Genomic DNA, 21,425 nt, shown 5'->3' with positions numbered 1-21,425 from the left:
GGGGAAGGATTTTTGTTTTATGGCCTCTGTCCTTCGATTCGCAAACAACGAGTATTTTCTTTCCGGAAACTTCGAATTCGATTTAGTGTCCCAGCAAAATCCTATCCTTGTGGATCCACTCTGGAAAGGGACCAAACTCGAAGAACATTTATCTGCCTTCCCCCTCCCATTCCTTGAAACGAAAAAGTCCTTTTGCCTTGTGACTTCGGGATCCACTGGCCTCCCCAAAATGGTTGTCAAACAATGGAACGAGATCGAAGAAGAGCTGGTTTATTGGGAAAAAAAAACGGAAATCCAATCTCTTTATGAGAATATAGGCACGGTTCATGTGCAAGTGCCTCTCTGTCACCTCTACGGTTTACTTTGGGGTTACTTATTACCAAAACGGTTCGGTGTCTCTATTGATGTATCACCCTCATCAGAAAATAGAAAACTCTGGATCACTTCTGCTCCAAAATTACAATCTATTTTATCTTTAGGAAATCCACTCCCAGAATCTGCTGTTGTTTCTGGAATGAAATTCCCAGTTCCTCTGTCTCGAAGTTTGCGCGACAAGGGAGGGATCTCTGTACTCGAAATTTACGGTTCTACCGAAACCGGGGGAATCGGTTACAGGGACCCACTCCGGCAAAATAGATTCCAAATCCTTCCCACAATCCAAACAAAATTCAAATCCGAATCTGGACCAGAGGAAACCGAATTACAAATACAAAGTCCGTTTCTTTCCCTTGAATCTTTTCTGTTGGAAAAAGAGGGTTGGACCAAACATAGTTTGTCATTAAACGCGTATTATCCGACGGGTGATTTAGGCAATTGGTCCGAGCTGGGATGGTTTCTTTTAGGAAGAAAAGATAGAATCATTAAACACAACGGGAAACGAGTTTCTTTAGATCGAATAGAATCTGAAATTTTGGGGCTTGCCCTACCTGGTGAATTTCTATGTGTACCGGTAAAAGACAATTTTGGATTTGGGGAAACCATCGGTCTATTTTGTACAAGTCAGTTGCCTACGTCAGAAATTTTAGAGAACTTAAGAAAGGAACTTCCGGATAGCCATGTTCCTAGAGTTGTATTACAAAAAGAATCGATTCCAAAACTTCCCAATGGGAAACCGGACTATCCAACCATCACCAAACTTTGTAACGAACATTACCGACAAATTCAAAATCAGATATCAATTTTGAAAAATCAAAAACAAATCGATTCCCATTTTAGTGTTAGGGAAATTTTAGAATCAATCCTTGGGTTAAAGCCAGAAGAAAATAAACATTTAGTTTACGATTATGGGATGGATTCGATTCAATATACAGAACTCATCTTAAAGTTAGAAAGAAAAATAGAACACAAAATCCCAGAAGAAGACAAACAAACGAGTTACTTTGCCAGTCTCTCCGGGATCGAAGAGTATCTTAAAGAAAAACTCTACTTATTAAAGTAAAAGATTCGTTACCTCAGTTTGACAAAAATCCAATTTGTATCTGATGATTTATCATGATACAAATGAATAACCACATTGGTAGGTTTCATTTTATAAGTGAACACATAATTAAAGGCAATGTCTAAGTCTCCTGTGACCATTCCTTCTTTAAATCTTCCATAAAAAATTCTGTTATTCGTACAAATTGCAACTTCAGTAAAGAAGTTTTTCCCTACAGCAGTTTGTATCGGTACATTGGCAAGTTCTGACTCGTATTTATTATACAATAGAATTTTTCCGTTATTATCAACCTTCACAATGCCAAAAGGTGCCGCATCCGCATCGGTCTGTGTCAATGTTCCAAGTTTGCCAAAAGTATTTGTGTCTATAAATTTGCTCATCAATTTAGTTCCTAATTTTTTTTAAGTTTCGTATTCAGAATACATAGAATTCAATTGTTCTTCCATTCCTTGGATAAGGGCGATTACCTCTTCCATAGAATTTGTTTTGGTTTTCGAGAACAACATTTCCTTCTCTTCGTATAAGCTGGCTAGTTGGTCTTTTAATAACTCAGCTTCTGAATGATTGGACTGAATTGTTGTTCCATTGGAAAATGAATTTTCCTTTTCTGCATACAATGCTTCTACCTGAGCAATTAAATCTTTTGTCACCTCTATGAGGCTAGTAACATCTTCTGCACCACGCACTTGGTTGCGAACCAACTCATTGATCCAATAAATGACGGAGTTTTGAGATTTCGCTTTTTCCAAACGCAAACGTTCGGCCAGAGGAAAGTGTTCGTCAATTTCCCTTTTAGTAAATATCATAGTCTAAAGGATTAGATCGAGGAATGTAACAATTTCTCTAGAAAAAATTTAAAAAAAGTGCATTTCGATTAATTAATGAGAAATAATAAAATTAAACGTGAAATAGAAAACGAAAAATATGATATTTATCCGAAAATCATTCGTTTAGAAATTTACTTAGTATTAATCCTGATTGTTTTTTCGATTACAATCATATTACAATCTGGATTGATTACCTCTCCCACTTCGTTCTCCATAATTATGAGTGGTGGAATCGTTTTACTCACTGTTTTTTCCTTTTTTATACTTTATAAAAAACGTAAAATAATCAAAACGTTGGTAGGATCCAAATCCCAAACGGTAGACCCAGTACTTCTACTTTCAGGATGCGGGATCGATATTAACGATTTTTCTGATTCCCTTTTGCAACACTGTTCTTCTGTCAAAGAAAGAATGGACACAATCTCAGGACATATCTTAGATTTGAATGATAAAATTCACACTATTGGACAAGATATCAATAATGTATATAAGATTGTTTCACAACTAGCATTAGAAGAAGTGAAACTAATGGATGCCGTTGGGAAAACATCTGAAGAAATCAATATCATGTTTGATATTGTAAACATCGTCATTGCAGAAATCCAAAGTAGAAATGAAACGATGGAGAATTTAGTATTTTTAAGTAAAGATGGTCGATTGAAAGTAGAAGATACAAATAAAACGATTAAAAAGTTTAGTGAATCCTCTGGTAGTATTTTAAAACTCATTGACCTTATCAATGGAGTTTCCAAAGAAACGAACTTACTTGCGATTAATGCTGCTATCGAAGCAACGCATTCAGGTACCGACGGGAAAGGATTTACTGTGATTGCTGATGAAATTGGAAAACTATCAACAATGACTGCCAACAATGCAAAACAAATCACAAAGATCCTCAAAGAGAACGTAAGTGATTATGGAAAAGCAGAAAAATTAGGTTCAGAATCTAGTAATGCTTTTCAGTTCATCGCAAATGAAATTCATATTGTTCACGGAACCATTGCCGAGGTCATTCAATCCATTCAAGAATTAAAATCAAGAGGGGGTGCGATCCTTTCCAAGGCAAAAACACTGGATGATGTAGCGGAAAGAGTAAGAGATACCTCAGGTGAAGTTTATGGCGAAATCATCACGATACATACGAATTTAGAAGATATCCAAACACTTTCTGATACGATCCAAAGAGAATCTGAGGAAATTCTAGATGCCCAACAAGAAATCCTACAACTTAGTTTTAGTATGAAAAGTAAATTAGGTGAAATTTCGAACGACACAGACGAACTTTTAGGTTTACAGAGGTCGTAATTTTTTTCAATTTCATTGTTAATAGCAAGAAGAAATAGTAGACCAGTCGTTCTATATTTTTGAACCTTGTGTTTATGAGACACAGAGAAATTCTCTTGGAATACAAAGTCCATCCCTTGTGGCATTTTTTAGAACAAACCTACGGGTTCGAACAAGCATTTCGCATGTTCAAACCCTATGAAGGTGCAAATATACTGCCAAAGCTCGTAGACAAAAATACTATGGTAGTTACAATGCCTCTTATATTATCAAACACGAATTATGTGGGCACCCATTTCGGAGGATCTCTTTACTCCATGTGCGATCCCTTCTTTATGTTTTTACTGATGATGAATCTTGGAAAAGATTATATGGTTTGGGACAAAGGTGCAAAAATTGATTTTGTCAAACCCGGAGAAGGAACAGTTACCGCCACCTTCCATATCCCCAACAGTGAGTTTGAAGATCTAAAAGAGCTTTTAAAAAAAGAGAAAAAAACCATTCGAACCTATGAAACAGAAGTTGTTGGTGAAGATGGGAAAACCGTCTCCAAAATCACCAAGGATTTATACATTCGAAGATTGGTTTAAGTTTTAAAACTGGATTCGGTTGTTCCCATCAAACTGAGACCTGGGCAACCGGAATTCTAATTTAGATCTAGATTTTAATCTGACAAAGGATGCTCCTTTAGGGCATTCTCCAGTCCATCCATATCCTTGCTTAGATTCGGTGAATAACTCTTGTTTTATGATGTTTCGATCTGAATTTAAAAACAAAATTTCCACAACAGGGCTTTTGTCGTTTGTTTCTAAAAAAATTCTTCCTGACCTTGATTGACCAAATTCAGAAAGTTTCCATTCCCAAACCTTCCCGTGAAACTCATATTTAAAGTTAGGTGCTCTTGGAGGTAATGTAGCAGCAGTTTGGAATTCTTTTAGCTGTGTTTTTCGAAACTCAGAACCAATCCCAAAATCCCAATACCTTTGCGAATAAAATAATGCATAGTTTACCGGTAAACCTATAGAAAGGATCAGGAGCAAAGGGGAAAACCAAATGGTTTTTCTAAACTTTTCAAATGAAGGCGAATACCCCGATCCTTTTTCTCCAAAAAGAACCAAATAAAAACATAGGAAGGCCCCATCAGAATTTTGGAATTGAACTCCAAAAAAAAGCGGTAAAACCAGAAGTAAGGTTTGTTTCCAAAGCCCTCTCTCCCATAGGAACAATCCAATATAAAATAAAAATACTGCGGCCCCGAGAATTCCCAAATCATGCAACAACCAAAGATAAAAATTGGGGGGAAAGTCGATTAATGGGCTCGATGTTTTTGTACCTATGCGGAAAGGATCTAACATCGCAAGTGGGAAAGATCCAATTCCATTTCCGAGCCAAGGATTGTTTTTGATACCTTCCATACAAATGGTCAGAAGTTCCGCTCTGACAACATCCATTCTTTTTAAAGCTAAATATGGATCCGACTTCCAAACAGGTATGGTTGTCATGGTTCTTTTGGATAACTCAACTAGATCCCAATCTTTTTGTAAAAAACTGAGCCCATATAAAGCAAAAAAACCAAGAATGGGAATTAATAAATACATTCCAACCCGCATGATTCTTTTTTTAGTAATGGATACAATCCATATATCTGTCGTTAGGTGTATTATGCCAATGGCAATAGAAATAGACCAAATCACCCAAAATGCTTTCCCTTGTTTTAATCCGAGCCAAGTTACCAAAAAGAAAGTTAAAATAGCAAAAACCAAACTGAATCTCTCTTTGGATTTACGCCAATTATTTACAAGTTTCGAAATCCATAATAATGATAGAACCGGCAAAATCCATGAAGCAGAACCTGAATCTTGTAAAAGACCTGTACTACGACCCGCACTCACACTTTCTAAAGTTCCTTCAGAAAAAAACTTCAAACTCCATACAGATTGGATGCACATAACAAGTATATTGATACCAAAACCCAGAAAAATCCCAAATCTAAGTTGTTCCGACAAACTATCCTTAGATGGTGTAGGCATGGATCTTTCTTCCGAAAAAAGATACACAACTACAAGAGAAACTGGAACTAAAATTTTACAAGAAAGGCCCATCGCTTCCCGAGAAGAAAGTGAGGGAAAGTATAAATATTCTTGGATTCCAAGACCTGACACCAAACCCAGACCCTGGTATTGGAAAAAACAAAGCACAGTGAGAATCAAAAAAAACAATACAAACCCAAAGTAGGTGGAATACCAAAGAGGAAGGTTGGATTTGCCTGTGGGATTACGAATCATCCAGTCTGTCAAAATTTGTTCCGACTGTTTGGGAAGTGCGATTTCATTTCTACCCAGTAGTACAAGGATGATTTCTCTAGTCCAGATGCCAAGGATCGCACCAAGAAACAATCCTACCAACTGATAAGAACCCAACATGGGTAAACCCGATAGATATGGCAGTCGTAAGAAAGTAAAGACTCCGAAAGCTGTAAAAATCCTTCCCCATTTTCTCTGGTACATTTGCGGAAAAAAACCAAAAGAAAATTGCAAAAGGAAGGAAGGATAAAAAGAGGAAACGGGAACTGGTTCCACATACCGGTGGAGGTTCCAAACTAAAAAAATACAAGAAAAAAAGAAAAGGAGATCAAAGAACGGTAAGGAGCGAAGGCGGCCTAGAAAACTCACGATAGAAAGAGTTTAGTGATGGGCGCGTGGAATCAATTGTAAAATTAAAGATAGAGAGAGAATTCTAGAAGATAAAAGAAGAAGTAAGGATTCTCTTAGTCCAGAGAATCCACATCCATTCCGGTTACGGGATAAGCAGAAAGAGAATCCATGCGGTATCCACCGGCACGGTTACGGCTTTTCGCCATTTGTTCTGCAAACTCCACAGTAAATCTTGTCCACGGGATGGCCTTGAGCCTTGCGAGAGGGATTTTTTTCTTTGTTCCTTCGCAGATCCCATAGGTTCCGTTTTCAATCTTTTCTAACGCAAGTTCAATCTCGCGCAAAGTTTCAATTTCGTTTTCGGTCAAAACAGAAGTTAAAGCTTCTGAATTGAGTTCGGATGCGATATCAGCAATATCACCCATCTCTTTCAATCCAGAAGGAGAACTCGTGTCTTCCCACTGGTTGAGTTTGATTAAGAGGGACTCTTTTTTCTCTTGGAGGAGCTCTCGCACCTCTTCAATGAACTTTTTGTCCACTCCCTTCTCTGATGAAGATTTTGCAGCTGGTTTAGGCATCTTATCCCTTAGACTTTAGTTTCCTTGTGATCCGTATGTGATTTGCAAAATTTGCAATATTTTTTAGTCACAAGTTTTTCCGACTTAGTCTTCTTGTTTTTAGTCTGGAAGTAATTTGACCGCCCAGGTATCGCACATGGGACACAGGTTAGTTTTATGATTTCTCTCATAATTTATGCCATGACGTACCGACCCCATATATAGTCAATCGACAATAGTGGGTTTTTTCGATTCCTTTCGGAAATAGGTCGCAAATAAACTCCCGAGGAGTGAATGGGTCAGACTCGATAAAGCACTAGGGATTGCGGTATTTGGATCCAAAAAATGGGTTCTCGCAAGCACTGCCCCAAGGCCCGAATTCTGCATCCCAACTTCGATGGAAATGGTTTTTGCTGTTTTTGCATTCTTTGTCAAATACCAACTAAAAATCCCACCGAACCCAAACCCACCCAAATGCAAAAGGATAACTGCAAAGAAAATACGGAAGTCTGATTGAAGGATGGTCTCTTTCCCACTGGCAATGATGGAAGCAACGATCATGGCAATCAAAAGTACAGAGAGTACGGGAAAGACTTCTTGGATTTCCTTTGTGAGTTTTGGGAAATTAGTTTTTAAAAATAATCCCAAACCAACAGGGACTAAAATCACTTGAAAGGTAGTGAAAATAAGACCTAAGCGGTCGATCTCCAAACGACTACCGATCAGAAAGGCCACAAGTAAAGGAGTCATTAAAATTCCAAGGATCGTGGAAACAGAAGTTAGGGTAACACTGAGTGGTACATCCGCTTTGGATAAAAACGCAATTACATTAGATGCGGTGCCACCAGGACAACAGGAAACAAGGATGAGTCCTACAGCAAATGCCTCCGGTAATTGGAATAAATGTCCAAGAAAATACCCAAGTGTTGGCATGATCGTATATTGCAAGATAGTTCCAATGAGAATTGATTTTGGCTGTTTTAAGATTCGAATAAAATCTGCAGCCTCCAAAGTGAGTCCCATCCCAAGCATGATGGCACCAAGGCTATAAGTGATCCAAGGGCCTTTGAACCAAATGATCTTTTCCGGGAATAGAAATCCAATCCCTGAAACGAAAAGAAGAACTATTGGAAATGCAGTAACAATCAGTTTCGAAATTTGAGTGACCATAGTTTACCTTAAAAAATGTATCGCCTAACTTTGGCTTAAATATTCTTTTAAGGCCTTTTTTACTATGGCTACATGTTCTTCTTCAATGGCAATATGAGGGGCCATTCGGAGTCGTCCTAGTCGCATTGCTGTTGTGATTTTCCTTTGTTTTAGAAAAGCTTGGATGGCTTCGGGTTGGAACTTGGAAGGATCTTTATGACCAGTGATGGCAAGGATACCTGTTTTAACATTGGGGAATGCATCGGATTCTAAAGTAAAACCTAAATCATGAAGAGCCACTTTAAACATTCCTGCCACATCATAAATTCGCTCCCTCACCCGAGAAAAACCAAGAGTCGACAACATCTTTAGGGATGCATAAAAATAAATCCAATCATTGAAGTTGATGGTACTTTGTTCAAATTGGTCGGCAGCTGGTTTCCATTCATCTCGATAAGGAAAATAATTGGAATCGTTGACGACACTGGCTTGGCCTTTGAAGATTAGTTGGAAACCTTTGGATTCTTCTTTGGATAAATACACCACTCCAAGCCCGAGTGGTCCAAGTAACCACTTCCAGGCGGCAAAGGCACAAAAAGCCACTTTTATTTCCCCAAAATCAAGGGGGATATGACCCACAGCTTGGCTACCATCAATCACAAGTTTCGTGTGATTGGTTTCACAAAGTTTAGAAACAGCATCCATATCAAAGGCGATTCCCGTACACCAATGAACAGGTGATAGGCTAAGTATATAGACATCTCCTTTTTCTAATTCAGTTCTAAGGTTGAGAAGAAATTCGTCGGGTGTTTTTCCCAAAGGGATAAATTCTAAACCCACTCCCTTTTCTTTCCAATGTTCCCAAGGATACACATTACTTGGATATTCGTTTTCCAAAACGAGGATTCGTTTTCCTTTCGGAATTTGTATGCTGTGCGAATAAAGGTTCATCCCCTCACTCGTGTTATGTACAATCCCAATTTCAGATGGATCACAATTTAAAATCTCCGCGAGATATCCACGGATGGCAGACTTAATGACTGGTTCCGCAAAACTGGGTGCAAAAATCCCAAACCTAGCATATTCTTGGAAGTAGAGATTCATCATCTGGATGGCATAGGTAGAAACAGGTGTAGTTCCACAATAATTCAACCAAACGGAATCATTCTGTACGGGGAAATACTGAGAGATCCCTTTCCAATTTTCAAAAGTGGGAAACGAAGGAAGTTCAGAGTGATTAAGAGACATGCAAAAATAGAAATATCTGAAGCGACAGAAGAGAAAAGTAAAAAAAAATGGGACCGTGCTCTCTTCTAAAATTTACCTCTCAAGGTCGGCATTTAGCCATAATATTGCCCTTTTTCGCAAGCTGATTGGGCCCAAAACCAAGTTCACCGCCGTCATCAAATCCAATGCCTATGGGCACGGCCTTCTCGCCACTGCCTCCATCGCACTTGATGCCGGTGCCGACTACTTGGGAGTGAACTCTTTAGAAGAAGCCCTTTCCATTCGTCGAGTTTTTGCGAAAGCCACAGTCCTTATCATGGGAAGCATTCCCGATCTAAAAGAAAGAAAAGAATCACTAGCAGATGAAAATTTTTGGGTCATGGTCTCTCGGGTGGAAGAAATGGAAATCTTAAGCAAACTTTCACCAACACCAAAAATCCATTTGAAAGTAGATACCGGAATGTCTAGGCTCGGAATTCCTATTAGAGACGCCGAGGCTCTCGCAAAAGAAATTTTAGAGAAAAAACTTCCGCTTTCTGGAATCGCCACCCACTTTGCAAGTACGGAAGATTTTACAGAACATAGTTATTCGATGTTACAGTTGGGAAGGTTCCAGGATACCATCGACACATTCGCTAAACACGGGTTTATCGATCTTGTATGCCACTGTGCTTCTTCTGCGTCTGCCATGTTATTTTCTGAAGCAAGGATGGATTTGGTTCGCGTAGGAATTTCTCTTTATGGACTTTGGCCAAGTCTGGAAACAAAACTCTCTCTCTCTCTTATGAAAAAAGATGTAGGGATGTTAAAACCTGCACTCAGTTGGAAAACACAAATCCAACACATCCAAAATCTAAGCCAAGGTACAATGATTGGATACGGATCCACATATAAAACCACACACGATACAAAATTGGCAGTTGTACCCGTCGGATACTATGAGGGACTAGACAGGAAACTGTCCAACAATGGATACATGCTCATCCACGGAGAACGCGCTAAAATTTTGGGAAGGATTTGTATGAATATGACTATGCTTGATATTACACATATTCCCGACGCAAAACTCGGTGATGATGTTGTCATTTTGGGCCAATCGGGGAATGAAATCATTACTGCTGACGACCATGCGGCATGGACCGGAACCATTAATTATGAAGTGGTCACAAGAATTTTGGGATCTTTCCCGCGTATCATTGAAGACTAGAGGACCTTATGTCAGAGAGACAAACTTATAACTGGAAAAATCATAGATTAACTTACGTTAAACATAAATCACTCAATCCCAAAGCCAAGGAAACAATTGTCCTCATTGGTGGTTGGTGTTCGGCGGCTGGGTATTGGGGGCTTAATATTCCTTTTTTTCGTCAGTTGGGAGATGTCATCGAACTAGACTTAGTTGGTCATTATCCCGCAGAAATTTTTGACCAAAAAAAGGGACTCACTCTCCAAGACTTTTTGGAAACACAAGCGCAAGGAATTTGGGCCTCTGCCGGCGAAAAAGACATCACCTTAGTTGGTCATTCCACAGGAGGAATGGCTGTGCTTGCTATTGCTTCTCTTTTCCCACAAAGAATCAAACAAGTCATTTCGATTGCACCCTATGTCCACGGACCGGTTCCAGGAATTTTAAAAATCGGTGTTTTGGGACTTCGTGCAAATTTGGGATCATTTTTTGACCTTGGCTTTAAGTTGGGTAAGTCCCTTCCCAAGGCACTACAAGTTGGATTTTCCTATGGTGTGTATGATTCGTCAGCGTTCCATGCCAGAGAAGACATTAAACAATTCCTCAAAGACTATAATCCACAATTTGAATGTTTGAACCCAAGACAAATCCTAATGATTTTGGAAATGTTAGATAGGACTGATATTCGTCCTTTAGTATTTGGAAATCAAGTTCCTACTCTCATTATGCGAGGAGAAGAAGATCCTATCATCCCAGGAAAAGATGTAATGGAACTCGAAAGGACCACTCCTCATGTCAAAGCCGTTTTATTTTCCGAATGCGGACATTTCGTACACATGGAAAAACAAAAGGCTGCTGAAAAAGTGATGAAAGATTTCCTTTTGATGAAAAAAACTTCCACAAACAAACGATCTTTTTTTTAATCATTCCAAAATCTAAAGAGGAAAGGAATGTGAATCAGAAAAAAAAGAACTCGGAATTTAAAACAAACGATGGTTTAGGCTTGGTAATTGGTTTCGTATTTCGCTTAACTTCTGTAAGTCTATTTCTGCTATAACAAAACCTTCCTCTGCATTGATCTCATCTAAAATTTCACCCCAAGGAGAAATGATGAGAGAATGACCGAAGGTTTTACGGTTCCCATGCGGATCATGGACTCCTGTCTGGCCCGGTGCCAGTACATACATAAAATTTTCTATCGCACGAGCACGCAGTAATACATGCCAATGAGCTTCACCCGTAGGGACAGTAAAGGCTGCGGGCAAAAAACAAAGTTCTACTCCTTTTTCTGAAAGTGCTCGAAAAAGCTCAGGAAAACGAAGATCATAACAGATAGCAGAAGAAATTTTTCCGTATTCGGTTTGGATGACATCGGGAACTTTTCCCCCACTTTCTGTAGAATTGGACTCGCTATAATTAAACCCATCTCCTACAACTGCGTTGAATAAATGCGCCTTATGATACCGAAAGACTTCCTTTCCCTCTGGATCCCTAATGACAGCAGTGTTATAAACCTTTCCTGTAGGTGCCTTGGTAGGAAATCCTCCTCCTAGTAAATAGATCCCAAGGTCTTTTGCTGTTTCTTGTAAAAAAGCATTTGTTTCTTCTTCAATTTGCCCGAGAAGATTTTTTTTCTCGGCTTCACTTCCCATAAAGGAAAAATTTTCAGGAAGACCAATGACTTTGGCACCGGCAGACGCAGCCTCTTCCACTAGTTGCCTACACTTAGTTAGGTTATTTGAGACTCTTGCTGTACTTGTGACTTGCACTGCTGCGGCTTTAAATTTCATTATCATAAATGAGGACTTTTATGAACCACCATTCTGAAAAAATCAATCATATCTTGGAAGCACTGCCCTATTTGATCAAATATTCTGGAAAAACCATTGTTATCAAATATGGCGGGGCAGCGATGGTGGAAGAAGAATTAAAAGCATCTTTTGCCGAAGATATTGTACTGCTCAAATATTTGGGGATCAATCCTGTTGTGGTCCACGGTGGTGGACCTGAAATCAATGCTCTGATCAAATCTCTAAATCTCAACACGCAGTTCATTCGTGGACACCGAGTGACGGATGAAGCCACAATGGAAGTGGTGGAAATGGTTCTTACTGGAAAAGTAAACAAACAAATTGTCTCTCTCATCCAAGAAAAAGGTGGAAAACCCGTTGGCCTCTCTGGAAAAGATGGTGGGCTTGCCATTGCTGAAAAATATTTAATGGAAGTAGAAACTGAAGATGGCAAAAAACAAAACGTAGATTTAGGTCTTGTAGGAGAAGTGACGGCAGTCGATCCCAATATTTTATTCACCTTACAACGTGAAGGTTTTATACCCATTATATCTCCGGTTGCCATGTCAAAAGAGGGACAAACATTAAATATCAATGCAGATACAATGGCTGGTGCCATTGCAGAAGCACTCCATGCTGACAAACTCATTCTACTCACAGACACTCCCGGTATCCTTATTGACGGCCAATTGGTAACGGGTCTCAAAAAGGGTGATATTCATGGTTATATAAAAAGTGGACAGATCTCTGGCGGCATGATACCAAAAGTAGAATGCTGTTTGCGAGCGATTGACTCTGGAGTCAAAAGAGCCCACATCATCGACGGGAGAGTTGCCCATTCCGTATTAATTGAAATTTTGACCAACCAAGGGATTGGAAGTTTGATCGAACAAGGATAGATTCGGATGCCTACAAAACTACTGACATTAAGTCTGATTTCAGACATTACAAGCCGTATCAACTCTCATGAAGATTTGGACACACTACTCAGCGAAATCATGGGAATTACTCGTGATGTTCTCCAAACGGAAGGTTCTTCCCTACTTCTTTATGATAAAGAAAATGATCAGTTAGTTTTTAATACAACCAGTGGTTTAAAAGAAGAATCTCTTGCTCACCTAACAGTACCTAGGGGAAAAGGGATTGCAGGAATGGTATTGGAAACTCTCCAACCAGAAATAGTTAACGATGCAGCGAACGATCCAAGAATTTTTAAAGCTATTGATCAAAAAGTGGGCTATGTCACAAGAAATCTTCTTTGTGTACCTATGGTCGCACAGGGGGAAGTACAAGGTGTACTGGAAGCGGTAAACTCCCTTGACAATCGAGATTTTAATCATACCGATATTAAAATTTTAAAATATCTTTCTAACCTAGCGGCAATTGCTGTTAAAAACCGCCTTCTGATTGATAGCCTCAATCTACGTGCAAACGAACTCAATGGTTTGTTTCAAATCTCCCAAGCACTTGCCAATATCCAAAGCTCTGATGAATTTATGGATCTTGCTGTAAAAACTATTTCCGAAGTACTGCAGGTGGATAGAGTTTGTCTCAACTTTGAAAAGATCGAAAAAAAAGGTCTGCCTCGGACAAAATCCAAAGGTTTTTCCGATCAAATCCATGATGAAGATGTAGAAACTTTGCTTTTCGCAGATAAAGCCGATTGGATGTTCAAAGGTTTTAAAATCATTACTGCAAACTCACCGCAAGGGATCCAACTCACACACAAAGGATTGTTTCAACATAGTATGATCCTTTTCCCAATCCTAAAAAACAAAGAATGGCTTGGTTCCCTGTTAGTATCCGATAAAACATCACGCACACGTTTTGATGAAATGGACATTCGTATACTACGAACCCTCACGAACCAAGTTGGGGAAGCATATACAGCATTACAAGTTAAGATACAAAGTGAACGTTTGAAAAATATAGACCGCGACATGCAAGTGGCAGCGATGATTCAAAAACATTCACTCCCTATCATTCCAAAACAGTATTCACTCTTAGAGTTTGATACATACTACCAGGCCTCACGTGAAATTGGAGGAGACTTTTATGATATGGTAGTGCATGGAAAAGACGAAGTGTCTGTCATCATTGCCGATGTTTCCGGGAAAGGAACTCCTGCGGCCCTATTTATGGAGTTTTCAAAAACTGTTTTACAACAAGAGGTTGCAAAGACAACTTCCACAAGCGAAGCGCTATTCAATGCAAATCAAATCTTACAAGACAAATCAGGATTCCTTATGTTTGTCACTGCAATGCTTGTGCGAATCAATATGACAAAAAAAGAATTAACTTATTCGTCTGCAGGCCATAACTTACAAATCATCTATCGCAAAAAACACCATAAAATCCAACACCTTTCCGGCAAAGGCCAACCAATGGGCATTGGGAAATGTGAGTTCTCTGAACATACTGTCAGTTATTTACCAGGTGATTTACTTGTGCTCTACACTGATGGTGTCACTGAAGCTATGAATGTGAAAGAAGAACTCTTTTCAGAAGAAAGACTGGAATCTGTAATTTTATCACATATCAATGATCCTCCTGAAGTCATCAGACAAGCTATTTTACAAAAAGTAAGTGAATTTGTAGGAGAAGCAGAGCCACATGATGACCTTTCTCTCTTTATTATTCGTCTAAACTAGTAATAAAGGAGTTTTTATGAAACGCATTCTATATGCAATGGCAGTGACCTTACGATTGGATAAACTGCACAAAGCCATGTTAGATGCTGTCATCGAAACACGTGTCAAAAACGCGTTACTAACATCTGACAAATTACGCAAAGAACAAGATCGTTTGCGTGAAAAAGATTTCCGCAAACAACTAGAAGACTTACAAAACAATCACAATAGCAGTTTTGAAAATTATAAACTTGAAACAGAAAATCTGATTCGAATCTTCAAAAATCAAATTCTAGTTGAGAAAAAAGAGGTTCTCAAAGAACGCGAAGTGGTTAAGGAAATGCAACGCCAAGCCATGATTCGCGAAAATAGGTTCCAACATTACATTCTTCGATTTAAAGAAATACTCTTTGTAAACAAAAAGGTAGTGGAATCCATCCAAAGTTTGGTCAAAGTAGAATCCAACATCGAAGATCTGTTATACGAAATTGACAATTATGATGAAAGTAAGTTTATCAAAAAACCCGAAATGATCCTCGATACGGAATTCCTACAAGAACTCCATAAAAAAGAAGAAGAGATCCGGGACAATATTCTTAAATTTCAGAAAAAAGTAGAGAATAGCTGAAGAGGAATCTTCAGCTATTTTTCCATTATACATACTCAAGCCAAGTTACGATTCTTTAGCCCCATCTCTTTTTGTTTCCAAAGAAAATATATGGCTGGGTAAACCACAAGCTCAAGTGCAAAACTTGTGACAAGCCCTCCAACCATCGGAGCAGCAATTCGTTTCATTAGATCAGAGCCAGATCCCGTTGCCCACATAATTGGCAATAACCCAATAAATCCGGAAAGAACTGTCATCATCTTGGGACGAATTCTGTGCACTGCCCCTTCAATGATCGCAAGTTTTAATTCAGGTATATTCATATTCGGATTTTGAATTTTATGTTTCTCAAAGGAAAGATCTAAATACATCAGCATAAAAACACCTGTCTCTGCATCTAACCCAAGTAGTGCGATTATTCCCACCCAAACGGCAATTGAAATTTGATAGTCCAAGACAAATAACAACCAAAAGGCTCCGATCATGGAAAAAGGGACTGCTGTTAAAACAATGGCTGTTTTCATCATAGATTTGGTATTGATGTATAATAGAAAGAAAATCAAGACCAGTGTAATAGGAACTACAATCATCATCCTGTTTCTTACACGGACAATATTTTCATACTGTCCGCTCCACTCTAAAAAAACACCATTGGGAAGATTTACTTCAGATTCTACGATGTATTTCAACCGATCTACAAATCCAAGCAAATCCATGTCCGTAGTATCTACATAAACGTACCCAGTTAAAAACCCATTCTCATCTCGGATCATAGTAGGTCCAATGTTGTATTCAAGAGTTGCTAAATAACTCAAAGGAATATGGCCTCGATTTGCAATTGGGATCAGTACTTTTGAAATCATTTCCATACTATCACGATATTCCCTAGGATAACGGATTTGAATGGAATACCTTTCCCTTTTTTCAATGGTTGTAGAGATAGTTTCTCCACCCAAAGCAGAAAGGATTGTTTTTTGGATGTCCTCAATGGTTAATCCATACTTTGCAGCAAGCTCTCTTTTTATTTTAATATCAATATAATACCCACCTGATGTTCTCTCTGCAAAAACGGAGCGAACATTTTTTTCTTTTTTTAGAACAGTTTCTATATTGATCCCAACTTCTTGGATTTTTTCAAGATTTTCACCTAACACTTTTATACCGATCGGTGTCCGAATCCCTGTAGATAACATATCGATCCGAGCGCGGATTGGCTGAGTCCATGCATTTGAAAATCCAGGAATCTCCATTTGTTCATTCATTTGTTTCACTAGGTCATCTTTGGTGAGCCCATACCGCCAATCTTTTTCTGGTTTTAGTGTGATAACGACCTCAAACATCGAGATGGGAGAAGGATCTGTAGAAGTATCTGCTCTTCCAGCTTTTCCATATACCGATTCCACTTCAGGGAAACTCGCTAATTTTTGATCCATAATTTTTAATACTCGTTCTGCTTCCCCAATGCTAATCCCAGGAAGAGTTGTTGGCATATATAAAATAGTACCTTCATTCAAAGGTGGTAAAAACTCCGTCCCTAACTTAAAATAAATCGGAACAGTAAGGAGAAATAACATTACCGCACTGAAGATCGTTTTTTGGGGATGGATCAAAATTGTTTTCACGATAGGCTCGTAAATTGCGTACAAACGTTTGCTAATCGGATGGTTTTTCTCTGAATAATATTTACCTACAAAGATACTAGTGAGAAGAGAATTTACCACTGGCGTAAACTTTGTAAAGGGATCCATACGCGTGAATAACATACGAAATGCAGGATCAACAGTAATGGCAAGGATTGCAGCAATGGCCATTGTAAGGTTTTTTGAGATTGCCAGTGGTCTAAATAATTTTCCTTCTTGGTCAACCAATGTAAAAATTGGGAAAAAGGCAACTGCGATGATGAGTAAAGAAAAGAAAACAGAAGGTCCCACTTCTAGGAGTGCTTCGAGTCGAATCGCATGGAAGTCTCCTACCCGACCAGATGTTTCCCACTCTTCCAATTTTTTATAAGCATTTTCAACCTCTACAATGGCTCCATCAACAAGGACACCGATCGATAAAGCAATCCCAGCAAGGGACATTAAATTGGAACCGATGTCAGCCAAATACATTGGTAAAAAAGAAAGGACCACCGCAATTGGGATCGTGAGGATCGGAACAATCGCAGAAGGGATATGCCACAAAAAAATTAAAATGATAAGGGATACAACAATGATTTCCTCAGCTAACTTTGCTTTTAGAACACGAATGGTTTCGTTAATGAGGATGGAACGATCATAGACTGGTTTTATTTTTAAACCTTTTGGTAAAGATGCTTCTATTGATTTTATTTTATCTTGTACAGATTCAATGACTCGTAATGCATTTTCCCCATGCCTCATGATGATGATACCAGATACTTGATCACCTTCTCCATTCCAATCACCAACTCCTCTCCTTAAGTCAGGGCCATCTACTATTTTGGCTACTTGAGATAAATAAATGGGAGTCCCAATTGAATTTGCACCTAACGATATCTGTTCGATGTCTTCTTTGGATTGAACGTACCCTCTAACACGAATCATATATTCAGCCCCGCCAATTTCGAGTAACCTTGCTCCAATGTCATCGTTTGATTTACGAACCGTATCTATGACTCGATCCATATCGATTCCAAAAATTTGTAATTTTAATGGGTCAATTTGGATTTGGTATTGTTTCTTAAATCCACCCACAGTGGCAACTTCCGCCACACCTGGAATCGAATTCAGCAAATACTTTAATTTAAAATCTTGAAACGAGCGAATTTCAGCCAAATTCATCTGGTTTGTTTCATCTACTAATACATATTGATAGATCCAACCAACACCTGTGGCATCTGGCCCCAGACTTAAGTTTACACCTGCAGGCAGATTATTTTGTAATTGGGAAATGTATTCATTCACTCGGGAACGTGCCCAATACAAATCTGTTCCATCTTCGAATATCACGTACACAAATGAATATCCAAAGTCAGAAAACCCCCGAATCGCTTTTACCTTTGGTGCACCTAATAACGATCTGACGATTGGATACGTAACTTGGTCTTCAATGATATCTGGACTCCGATCCCATTTGGAATAAATAATGACCTGAGTATCAGACATATCAGGCAAAGCATCCAATGGAATATTTTTCATGGCAAACATTGACATTAATACAAAAAATAAAGTAGCAAAAATGACAAGATACCGATTGTTAGCGGAAAATTTAATGATTGTGCTGATCATTTTTATCTCCACCTAACTTTAACTTTGATTCAGAATCTAATAGAAAATTTGCTTTGGATACAATCTCATCATTCTCTTCTAGACCTTCTGTTACCTCGACCCATTCCGTGGAGGAAAACCCAAGTTTTATTTTCTTTGGAGTATAATGATTTGTATCGGTTTTTTTATACACTAAATCGGATTTTCCCGTGGGGAGAATGGATTCTCTTGGAATTCTCAACACATTGGTTTTTTCAATTTCATAGGTGCCTTGCACATACATTTGAGGTTTAAAGAATTCCTTTAAGTCTTTCACCTCACACCAAACAGACAAAGTTCTTGTATCTTGGTTAACCAAATTTCCTATCGCTACAATTTTAGCCTTGGGGAGAGCATTCGTTTCTACTGGGTTCACTAAATCAATGAACTTCCCTACTTTTAAGTATGAAAGATCATTCTCATACACTTGGAACACTAGAAGTGCCGTTTGATGGGATCTCCCTGTCAGAAAAAGGTTTGAGCTTTTCGAAAAAATGTATTGGATCTGTTTCTCACTTAGCCCCAACTTAGTGAACCTCAAACGAATGCCGGCACGAATTTCTTTTCCCCATTCATTCTCAGCACCAATGGATTTATATTCATTAGCTGTCGAAAAAATCTCAGGATCATACGCAACTTGTCCACTGAGATTAATTGTCTTAATGATTTTCCCCTTCGAAACAAGAATTGTATCTAAGTTAAGAATTGATTGTTTATTCTCTGATAACTTAAGATCAGGTTCTTTTTGTTGGGAATGATTTTCACGTTCAGGCTCGAGCAGTGGATCTTCCTTTTTCACGAGTTGCATTCCACATATCGGGCATTCTCCAGGATGATCCATTTCAATCTGGGGATGCATCGGACAAGTATAAATATCCTTATGATTGTGTACGGTTTCATCGCATGAAACTAAGAATAACAACACAATGGGAAAAAGTATTTTTTTAATCTTCATGAATTTCTCCTTCTGGCAACAAGTGATTTGTTAGTTGCAGTAATTTCAATACTGTTGACCATCGTTTGAATTGGATTTGGTGTAATTGAGATTGCATTTCTAATGATTCGACAATTAAATCGTAACTCTCACCTAATACACTTTCTCCCTTAGCATATGATGAAAGTGATGATTTTATATTCTTTTGGAAGGATGGCAAAAGATTGTTTTTAAAATGCTCGAATCTTTGTTTATTCCCTAACCATGCTTCGATCGTTGCTTGGTATTCTGACTTAAGTCGAATTTGTTCCTTTTCTTTTTCCTTTTGTAACCTTGTGATTCTGATCGCATTTGATTGGTTTAATTCATCGATCTTCGATAAAGACCAAACAGGGACACGAATGGTTACACCAGCACTCCAAAGATCACCAGCAAATTCAGGATTATCCATGATGCTTAAGTTTAAAGGACCACTATCAAGTAAAAAGGGTTTACGTTTTCTTTGCATATAACTCAGGAATATTTCAAAATCTGGCAAATGCAAAATCTCATCCTTTTTGGATTCAACGATCGCCTTTGATTGGTTTACTTCAGCAAATTGAATCAGAGGGAACTTTGATAGCGAATCCCCAGACAATTCCTGCTCAATATTACTTTCTTTATTTGCCAAATATCCAATAATCTCTTCTTCTGTAATGGAATTGGCACCAATATGATTCGAATAAAACTCAACGGATTGTTTTAATTCTTTTAATGTTATCGTTTTCTCAATGACTCGGTCTTTAATTCTTTCAATCTGATTTTTTGTTTTGATTAAGTTTGATAACTTAAATTGTTCTGAAATATATTGGGACGACTCTAATTTGACTTTTGTATTCAGCTGTTTTTCAATGCTAAGTAGGTCGTTTAATTCCCTTTCAATTGCCGCAATGGATAACACCAATTCAAAATAAGATCGCATAAATTCATTTTGGACCCAAACTCCGCTCCAATAATCCAACTCCGAATCTGATTTCAAAATTTGTTTTTCTAAATTCAATCTACCTGGGAAAGGAATTTCTTGTGAGATTGAATATTCTTTTCCCGTCATACTGGGTGTATCTGGTCTCGCTCGATCGGTATCAAATCCAGAGCGATAAGGATAGGATCGAAATGCAAAGCCAATTTTGGGATCAGGATAAACATCAGCATGTTTGGATCGAAATCCCTTTTCCTTCGCTTCCAAAAACTTCAAAGATACTTCTGGATGTTTTTTTAATAATTCGTTTATTTTTCTATTAATATCGCTAGAACTGCCTGCAAACAAGTCAGTAATAAATATACATAATACAAGTAATGTAGTATATTTTAATTTATATATATAATATCTTCTCATATAATCACTCCGCTTTTTATTAAAAAAAACGGATCGATTTAAATGAGAAGTTTTACGGTTTTTTGTAGAACTTGGGAATTTGATTGAGAAATATCGTTGTTATTACGATTCGTTTCAAATAGTAACTTGGCAATTGGTAATTCCAAATGCAATGGCAAATATAGTTTCTGAATTGAGATTCGGACTAATTTGGAAAACTCTATTTGAAAGCTAGAATCTTCCGATTTGGAAACTTCGTTACACTGGCATGAATTTCCATTTGTGGAATTTTCAGGATCCTCAGCTCCCTTCGATTCCGCATGGCAAGGCATCGCAAAATCTTGAGAAGCTGTGGATTCGCTGTTTCCAGGTAATATGCCTAACTTTGGACACTGGAAAAATCCCGCCGTACAAACCAAAACGAAAGCAAATGAAGTCAATACGCTGGCACTGACAATTTTCTTTTGCTTGTTTTGGATAGGATTCATACGAACTCTCTTCCAGTTAGACGAAATCTTTCTT

General features: G+C 38.3%; 20 protein-coding genes. 8 read left to right on the top strand and 12 right to left on the bottom strand.

The window, feature by feature from the left end; genetic code table 11:
- Positions 1-19: 19 nt before the first annotated feature.
- Positions 20-1,438: a phosphopantetheine-binding protein gene (locus tag ND811_RS09310; protein ID WP_265351643.1), complete on the top strand. Its 1,419-nt coding sequence runs from the start codon at positions 20-22 to the stop codon at positions 1,436-1,438.
- Positions 1,439-1,446: 8 nt separating this feature from the next.
- Here ND811_RS09310 and ND811_RS09305 read toward each other — a convergent pair whose 3' ends face one another.
- On the bottom strand, positions 1,447-1,818 hold the full coding sequence (locus tag ND811_RS09305) for a PAS domain-containing protein (RefSeq protein WP_265351644.1): 372 nt from the start codon (positions 1,816-1,818) through the stop codon (positions 1,447-1,449).
- Positions 1,819-1,839: 21 nt separating this feature from the next.
- A complete protein-coding gene (locus tag ND811_RS09300) occupies positions 1,840-2,244 on the bottom strand; it encodes a hypothetical protein (protein ID WP_265351645.1) in 405 nt (134 codons plus the stop codon).
- Positions 2,245-2,319: 75 nt separating this feature from the next.
- On the opposite strand from ND811_RS09300, the gene ND811_RS09295 reads away from it, so the two are divergent.
- Together ND811_RS09295 and ND811_RS09290 are read left to right on the top strand one after the other, a co-directional pair.
- A complete protein-coding gene (locus ND811_RS09295) occupies positions 2,320-3,570 on the top strand; it encodes a methyl-accepting chemotaxis protein (protein ID WP_265351646.1) in 1,251 nt (416 codons plus the stop codon).
- Positions 3,571-3,644: 74 nt separating this feature from the next.
- Complete coding sequence (locus ND811_RS09290; protein ID WP_322113457.1) at positions 3,645-4,139, top strand: DUF4442 domain-containing protein; 495 nt, start codon at positions 3,645-3,647, stop codon at positions 4,137-4,139.
- A gap of 3 nt (positions 4,140-4,142) precedes the next feature.
- Here ND811_RS09290 and ND811_RS09285 read toward each other — a convergent pair whose 3' ends face one another.
- The 5 genes from ND811_RS09285 to ND811_RS09265 all read right to left on the bottom strand — a co-directional run bounded on the left by ND811_RS09285 (position 4,143) and on the right by ND811_RS09265 (position 9,157).
- Entirely contained in the window at positions 4,143-6,128 is a 1,986-nt protein-coding gene (locus ND811_RS09285) for a hypothetical protein (RefSeq protein ID WP_265351648.1), read from the bottom strand.
- Between the two features lie 188 nt (positions 6,129-6,316).
- Positions 6,317-6,781, bottom strand: coding sequence for a TraR/DksA family transcriptional regulator (locus ND811_RS09280; RefSeq protein ID WP_265351649.1), 465 nt, complete (start codon positions 6,779-6,781; stop codon positions 6,317-6,319).
- 8 nt (positions 6,782-6,789) lie between these two features.
- Positions 6,790-6,951, bottom strand: a complete 162-nt coding sequence (gene rpmG / locus ND811_RS09275) for a 50S ribosomal protein L33 (RefSeq protein WP_081581570.1) — start codon at positions 6,949-6,951, stop codon at positions 6,790-6,792.
- Between the two features lie 34 nt (positions 6,952-6,985).
- Entirely contained in the window at positions 6,986-7,930 is a 945-nt protein-coding gene (locus tag ND811_RS09270; RefSeq protein ID WP_265351650.1) for a bile acid:sodium symporter family protein, read from the bottom strand.
- Between the two features lie 24 nt (positions 7,931-7,954).
- Positions 7,955-9,157: an aminotransferase class V-fold PLP-dependent enzyme gene (locus ND811_RS09265; protein ID WP_265351651.1), complete on the bottom strand. Its 1,203-nt coding sequence runs from the start codon at positions 9,155-9,157 to the stop codon at positions 7,955-7,957.
- Positions 9,158-9,212: 55 nt separating this feature from the next.
- Between ND811_RS09265 and alr the strand changes: the two genes are divergently transcribed.
- Positions 9,213-10,343: an alanine racemase gene (gene alr, locus ND811_RS09260; protein WP_265351652.1), complete on the top strand. Its 1,131-nt coding sequence runs from the start codon at positions 9,213-9,215 to the stop codon at positions 10,341-10,343.
- An 8-nt stretch (positions 10,344-10,351) separates the two neighbouring features.
- Positions 10,352-11,245, top strand: a complete 894-nt coding sequence (locus ND811_RS09255; protein WP_265351653.1) for an alpha/beta fold hydrolase — start codon at positions 10,352-10,354, stop codon at positions 11,243-11,245.
- A gap of 57 nt (positions 11,246-11,302) precedes the next feature.
- On the opposite strand, the gene ND811_RS09250 is transcribed toward ND811_RS09255, so the two are convergent.
- A complete protein-coding gene (locus ND811_RS09250; protein WP_265351654.1) occupies positions 11,303-12,112 on the bottom strand; it encodes a carbon-nitrogen hydrolase family protein in 810 nt (269 codons plus the stop codon).
- A gap of 20 nt (positions 12,113-12,132) precedes the next feature.
- Here ND811_RS09250 and argB point away from each other — a divergent pair, with 20 nt between their 5' ends.
- Genes argB through ND811_RS09235 form a run of 3 tightly spaced genes read left to right on the top strand, consistent with a single transcriptional unit; the run spans position 12,133 to position 15,370 of the window.
- Complete coding sequence (argB, locus tag ND811_RS09245) at positions 12,133-13,011, top strand: acetylglutamate kinase (protein WP_265351655.1); 879 nt, start codon at positions 12,133-12,135, stop codon at positions 13,009-13,011.
- Between the two features lie 6 nt (positions 13,012-13,017).
- Positions 13,018-14,763 carry a GAF domain-containing SpoIIE family protein phosphatase gene (locus ND811_RS09240; protein ID WP_265351656.1) on the top strand — a complete coding sequence of 582 codons (1,746 nt, stop codon included), beginning with the start codon at positions 13,018-13,020 and terminating at the stop codon, positions 14,761-14,763.
- Between the two features lie 16 nt (positions 14,764-14,779).
- Entirely contained in the window at positions 14,780-15,370 is a 591-nt protein-coding gene (locus ND811_RS09235) for a hypothetical protein (RefSeq protein WP_265351657.1), read from the top strand.
- A gap of 35 nt (positions 15,371-15,405) precedes the next feature.
- Here the strand turns inward: ND811_RS09235 and ND811_RS09230 are convergent, their stop codons facing one another.
- Genes ND811_RS09230 through ND811_RS09215 form a run of 4 tightly spaced genes read right to left on the bottom strand, consistent with a single transcriptional unit; the run spans position 15,406 to position 21,391 of the window.
- Positions 15,406-18,597: an efflux RND transporter permease subunit gene (locus tag ND811_RS09230; protein WP_265351658.1), complete on the bottom strand. Its 3,192-nt coding sequence runs from the start codon at positions 18,595-18,597 to the stop codon at positions 15,406-15,408.
- Positions 18,578-19,570: a heavy metal-binding domain-containing protein gene (locus ND811_RS09225; protein WP_265351659.1), complete on the bottom strand. Its 993-nt coding sequence runs from the start codon at positions 19,568-19,570 to the stop codon at positions 18,578-18,580. The genes ND811_RS09230 and ND811_RS09225 overlap by 20 nt, the downstream gene beginning before the upstream one ends.
- Complete coding sequence (locus ND811_RS09220; RefSeq protein ID WP_265351660.1) at positions 19,560-20,924, bottom strand: TolC family protein; 1,365 nt, start codon at positions 20,922-20,924, stop codon at positions 19,560-19,562. Before ND811_RS09220 ends, ND811_RS09225 begins: the two co-directional genes overlap by 11 nt.
- A 38-nt stretch (positions 20,925-20,962) precedes the next feature.
- Positions 20,963-21,391, bottom strand: a complete 429-nt coding sequence (locus ND811_RS09215; protein WP_265351661.1) for a hypothetical protein — start codon at positions 21,389-21,391, stop codon at positions 20,963-20,965.
- Positions 21,392-21,425 lie beyond the last annotated feature (34 nt).

It is taken from the genome of Leptospira soteropolitanensis, from assembly GCF_026151655.1.
Taxonomy (GTDB): domain Bacteria; phylum Spirochaetota; class Leptospiria; order Leptospirales; family Leptospiraceae; genus Leptospira_A; species Leptospira_A soteropolitanensis.
This window is presented reverse-complemented; position numbering and strand designations above follow the sequence as displayed.

Excerpts from the sequence above, each read along its gene's own strand:
- ND811_RS09265 (WP_265351651.1), bottom strand. The coding sequence starts at position 9,157 with ATGTCTCTTAATCACTCTGAACTTCCTTCGTTTCCCACTTTTGAAAAT.
- ND811_RS09305 (WP_265351644.1), bottom strand. The coding sequence starts at position 1,818 with ATGAGCAAATTTATAGACACAAATACTTTTGGCAAACTTGGAACATTG.
- ND811_RS09230 (WP_265351658.1), bottom strand. The coding sequence starts at position 18,597 with ATGATCAGCACAATCATTAAATTTTCCGCTAACAATCGGTATCTTGTC.
- ND811_RS09295 (WP_265351646.1), top strand. The coding sequence starts at position 2,320 with ATGAGAAATAATAAAATTAAACGTGAAATAGAAAACGAAAAATATGAT.
- ND811_RS09280 (WP_265351649.1), bottom strand. The coding sequence starts at position 6,781 with ATGCCTAAACCAGCTGCAAAATCTTCATCAGAGAAGGGAGTGGACAAA.
- ND811_RS09220 (WP_265351660.1), bottom strand. The coding sequence starts at position 20,924 with ATGAGAAGATATTATATATATAAATTAAAATATACTACATTACTTGTA.
- argB (WP_265351655.1), top strand. The coding sequence starts at position 12,133 with ATGAACCACCATTCTGAAAAAATCAATCATATCTTGGAAGCACTGCCC.
- ND811_RS09270 (WP_265351650.1), bottom strand. The coding sequence starts at position 7,930 with ATGGTCACTCAAATTTCGAAACTGATTGTTACTGCATTTCCAATAGTT.
- ND811_RS09255 (WP_265351653.1), top strand. The coding sequence starts at position 10,352 with ATGTCAGAGAGACAAACTTATAACTGGAAAAATCATAGATTAACTTAC.
- ND811_RS09215 (WP_265351661.1), bottom strand. The coding sequence starts at position 21,391 with ATGAATCCTATCCAAAACAAGCAAAAGAAAATTGTCAGTGCCAGCGTA.
- ND811_RS09300 (WP_265351645.1), bottom strand. The coding sequence starts at position 2,244 with ATGATATTTACTAAAAGGGAAATTGACGAACACTTTCCTCTGGCCGAA.
- ND811_RS09310 (WP_265351643.1), top strand. The coding sequence starts at position 20 with ATGGCCTCTGTCCTTCGATTCGCAAACAACGAGTATTTTCTTTCCGGA.
- ND811_RS09225 (WP_265351659.1), bottom strand. The coding sequence starts at position 19,570 with ATGAAGATTAAAAAAATACTTTTTCCCATTGTGTTGTTATTCTTAGTT.
- ND811_RS09235 (WP_265351657.1), top strand. The coding sequence starts at position 14,780 with ATGAAACGCATTCTATATGCAATGGCAGTGACCTTACGATTGGATAAA.
- ND811_RS09250 (WP_265351654.1), bottom strand. The coding sequence starts at position 12,112 with ATGAAATTTAAAGCCGCAGCAGTGCAAGTCACAAGTACAGCAAGAGTC.
- ND811_RS09240 (WP_265351656.1), top strand. The coding sequence starts at position 13,018 with ATGCCTACAAAACTACTGACATTAAGTCTGATTTCAGACATTACAAGC.
- ND811_RS09290 (WP_322113457.1), top strand. The coding sequence starts at position 3,645 with ATGAGACACAGAGAAATTCTCTTGGAATACAAAGTCCATCCCTTGTGG.
- rpmG (WP_081581570.1), bottom strand. The coding sequence starts at position 6,951 with ATGAGAGAAATCATAAAACTAACCTGTGTCCCATGTGCGATACCTGGG.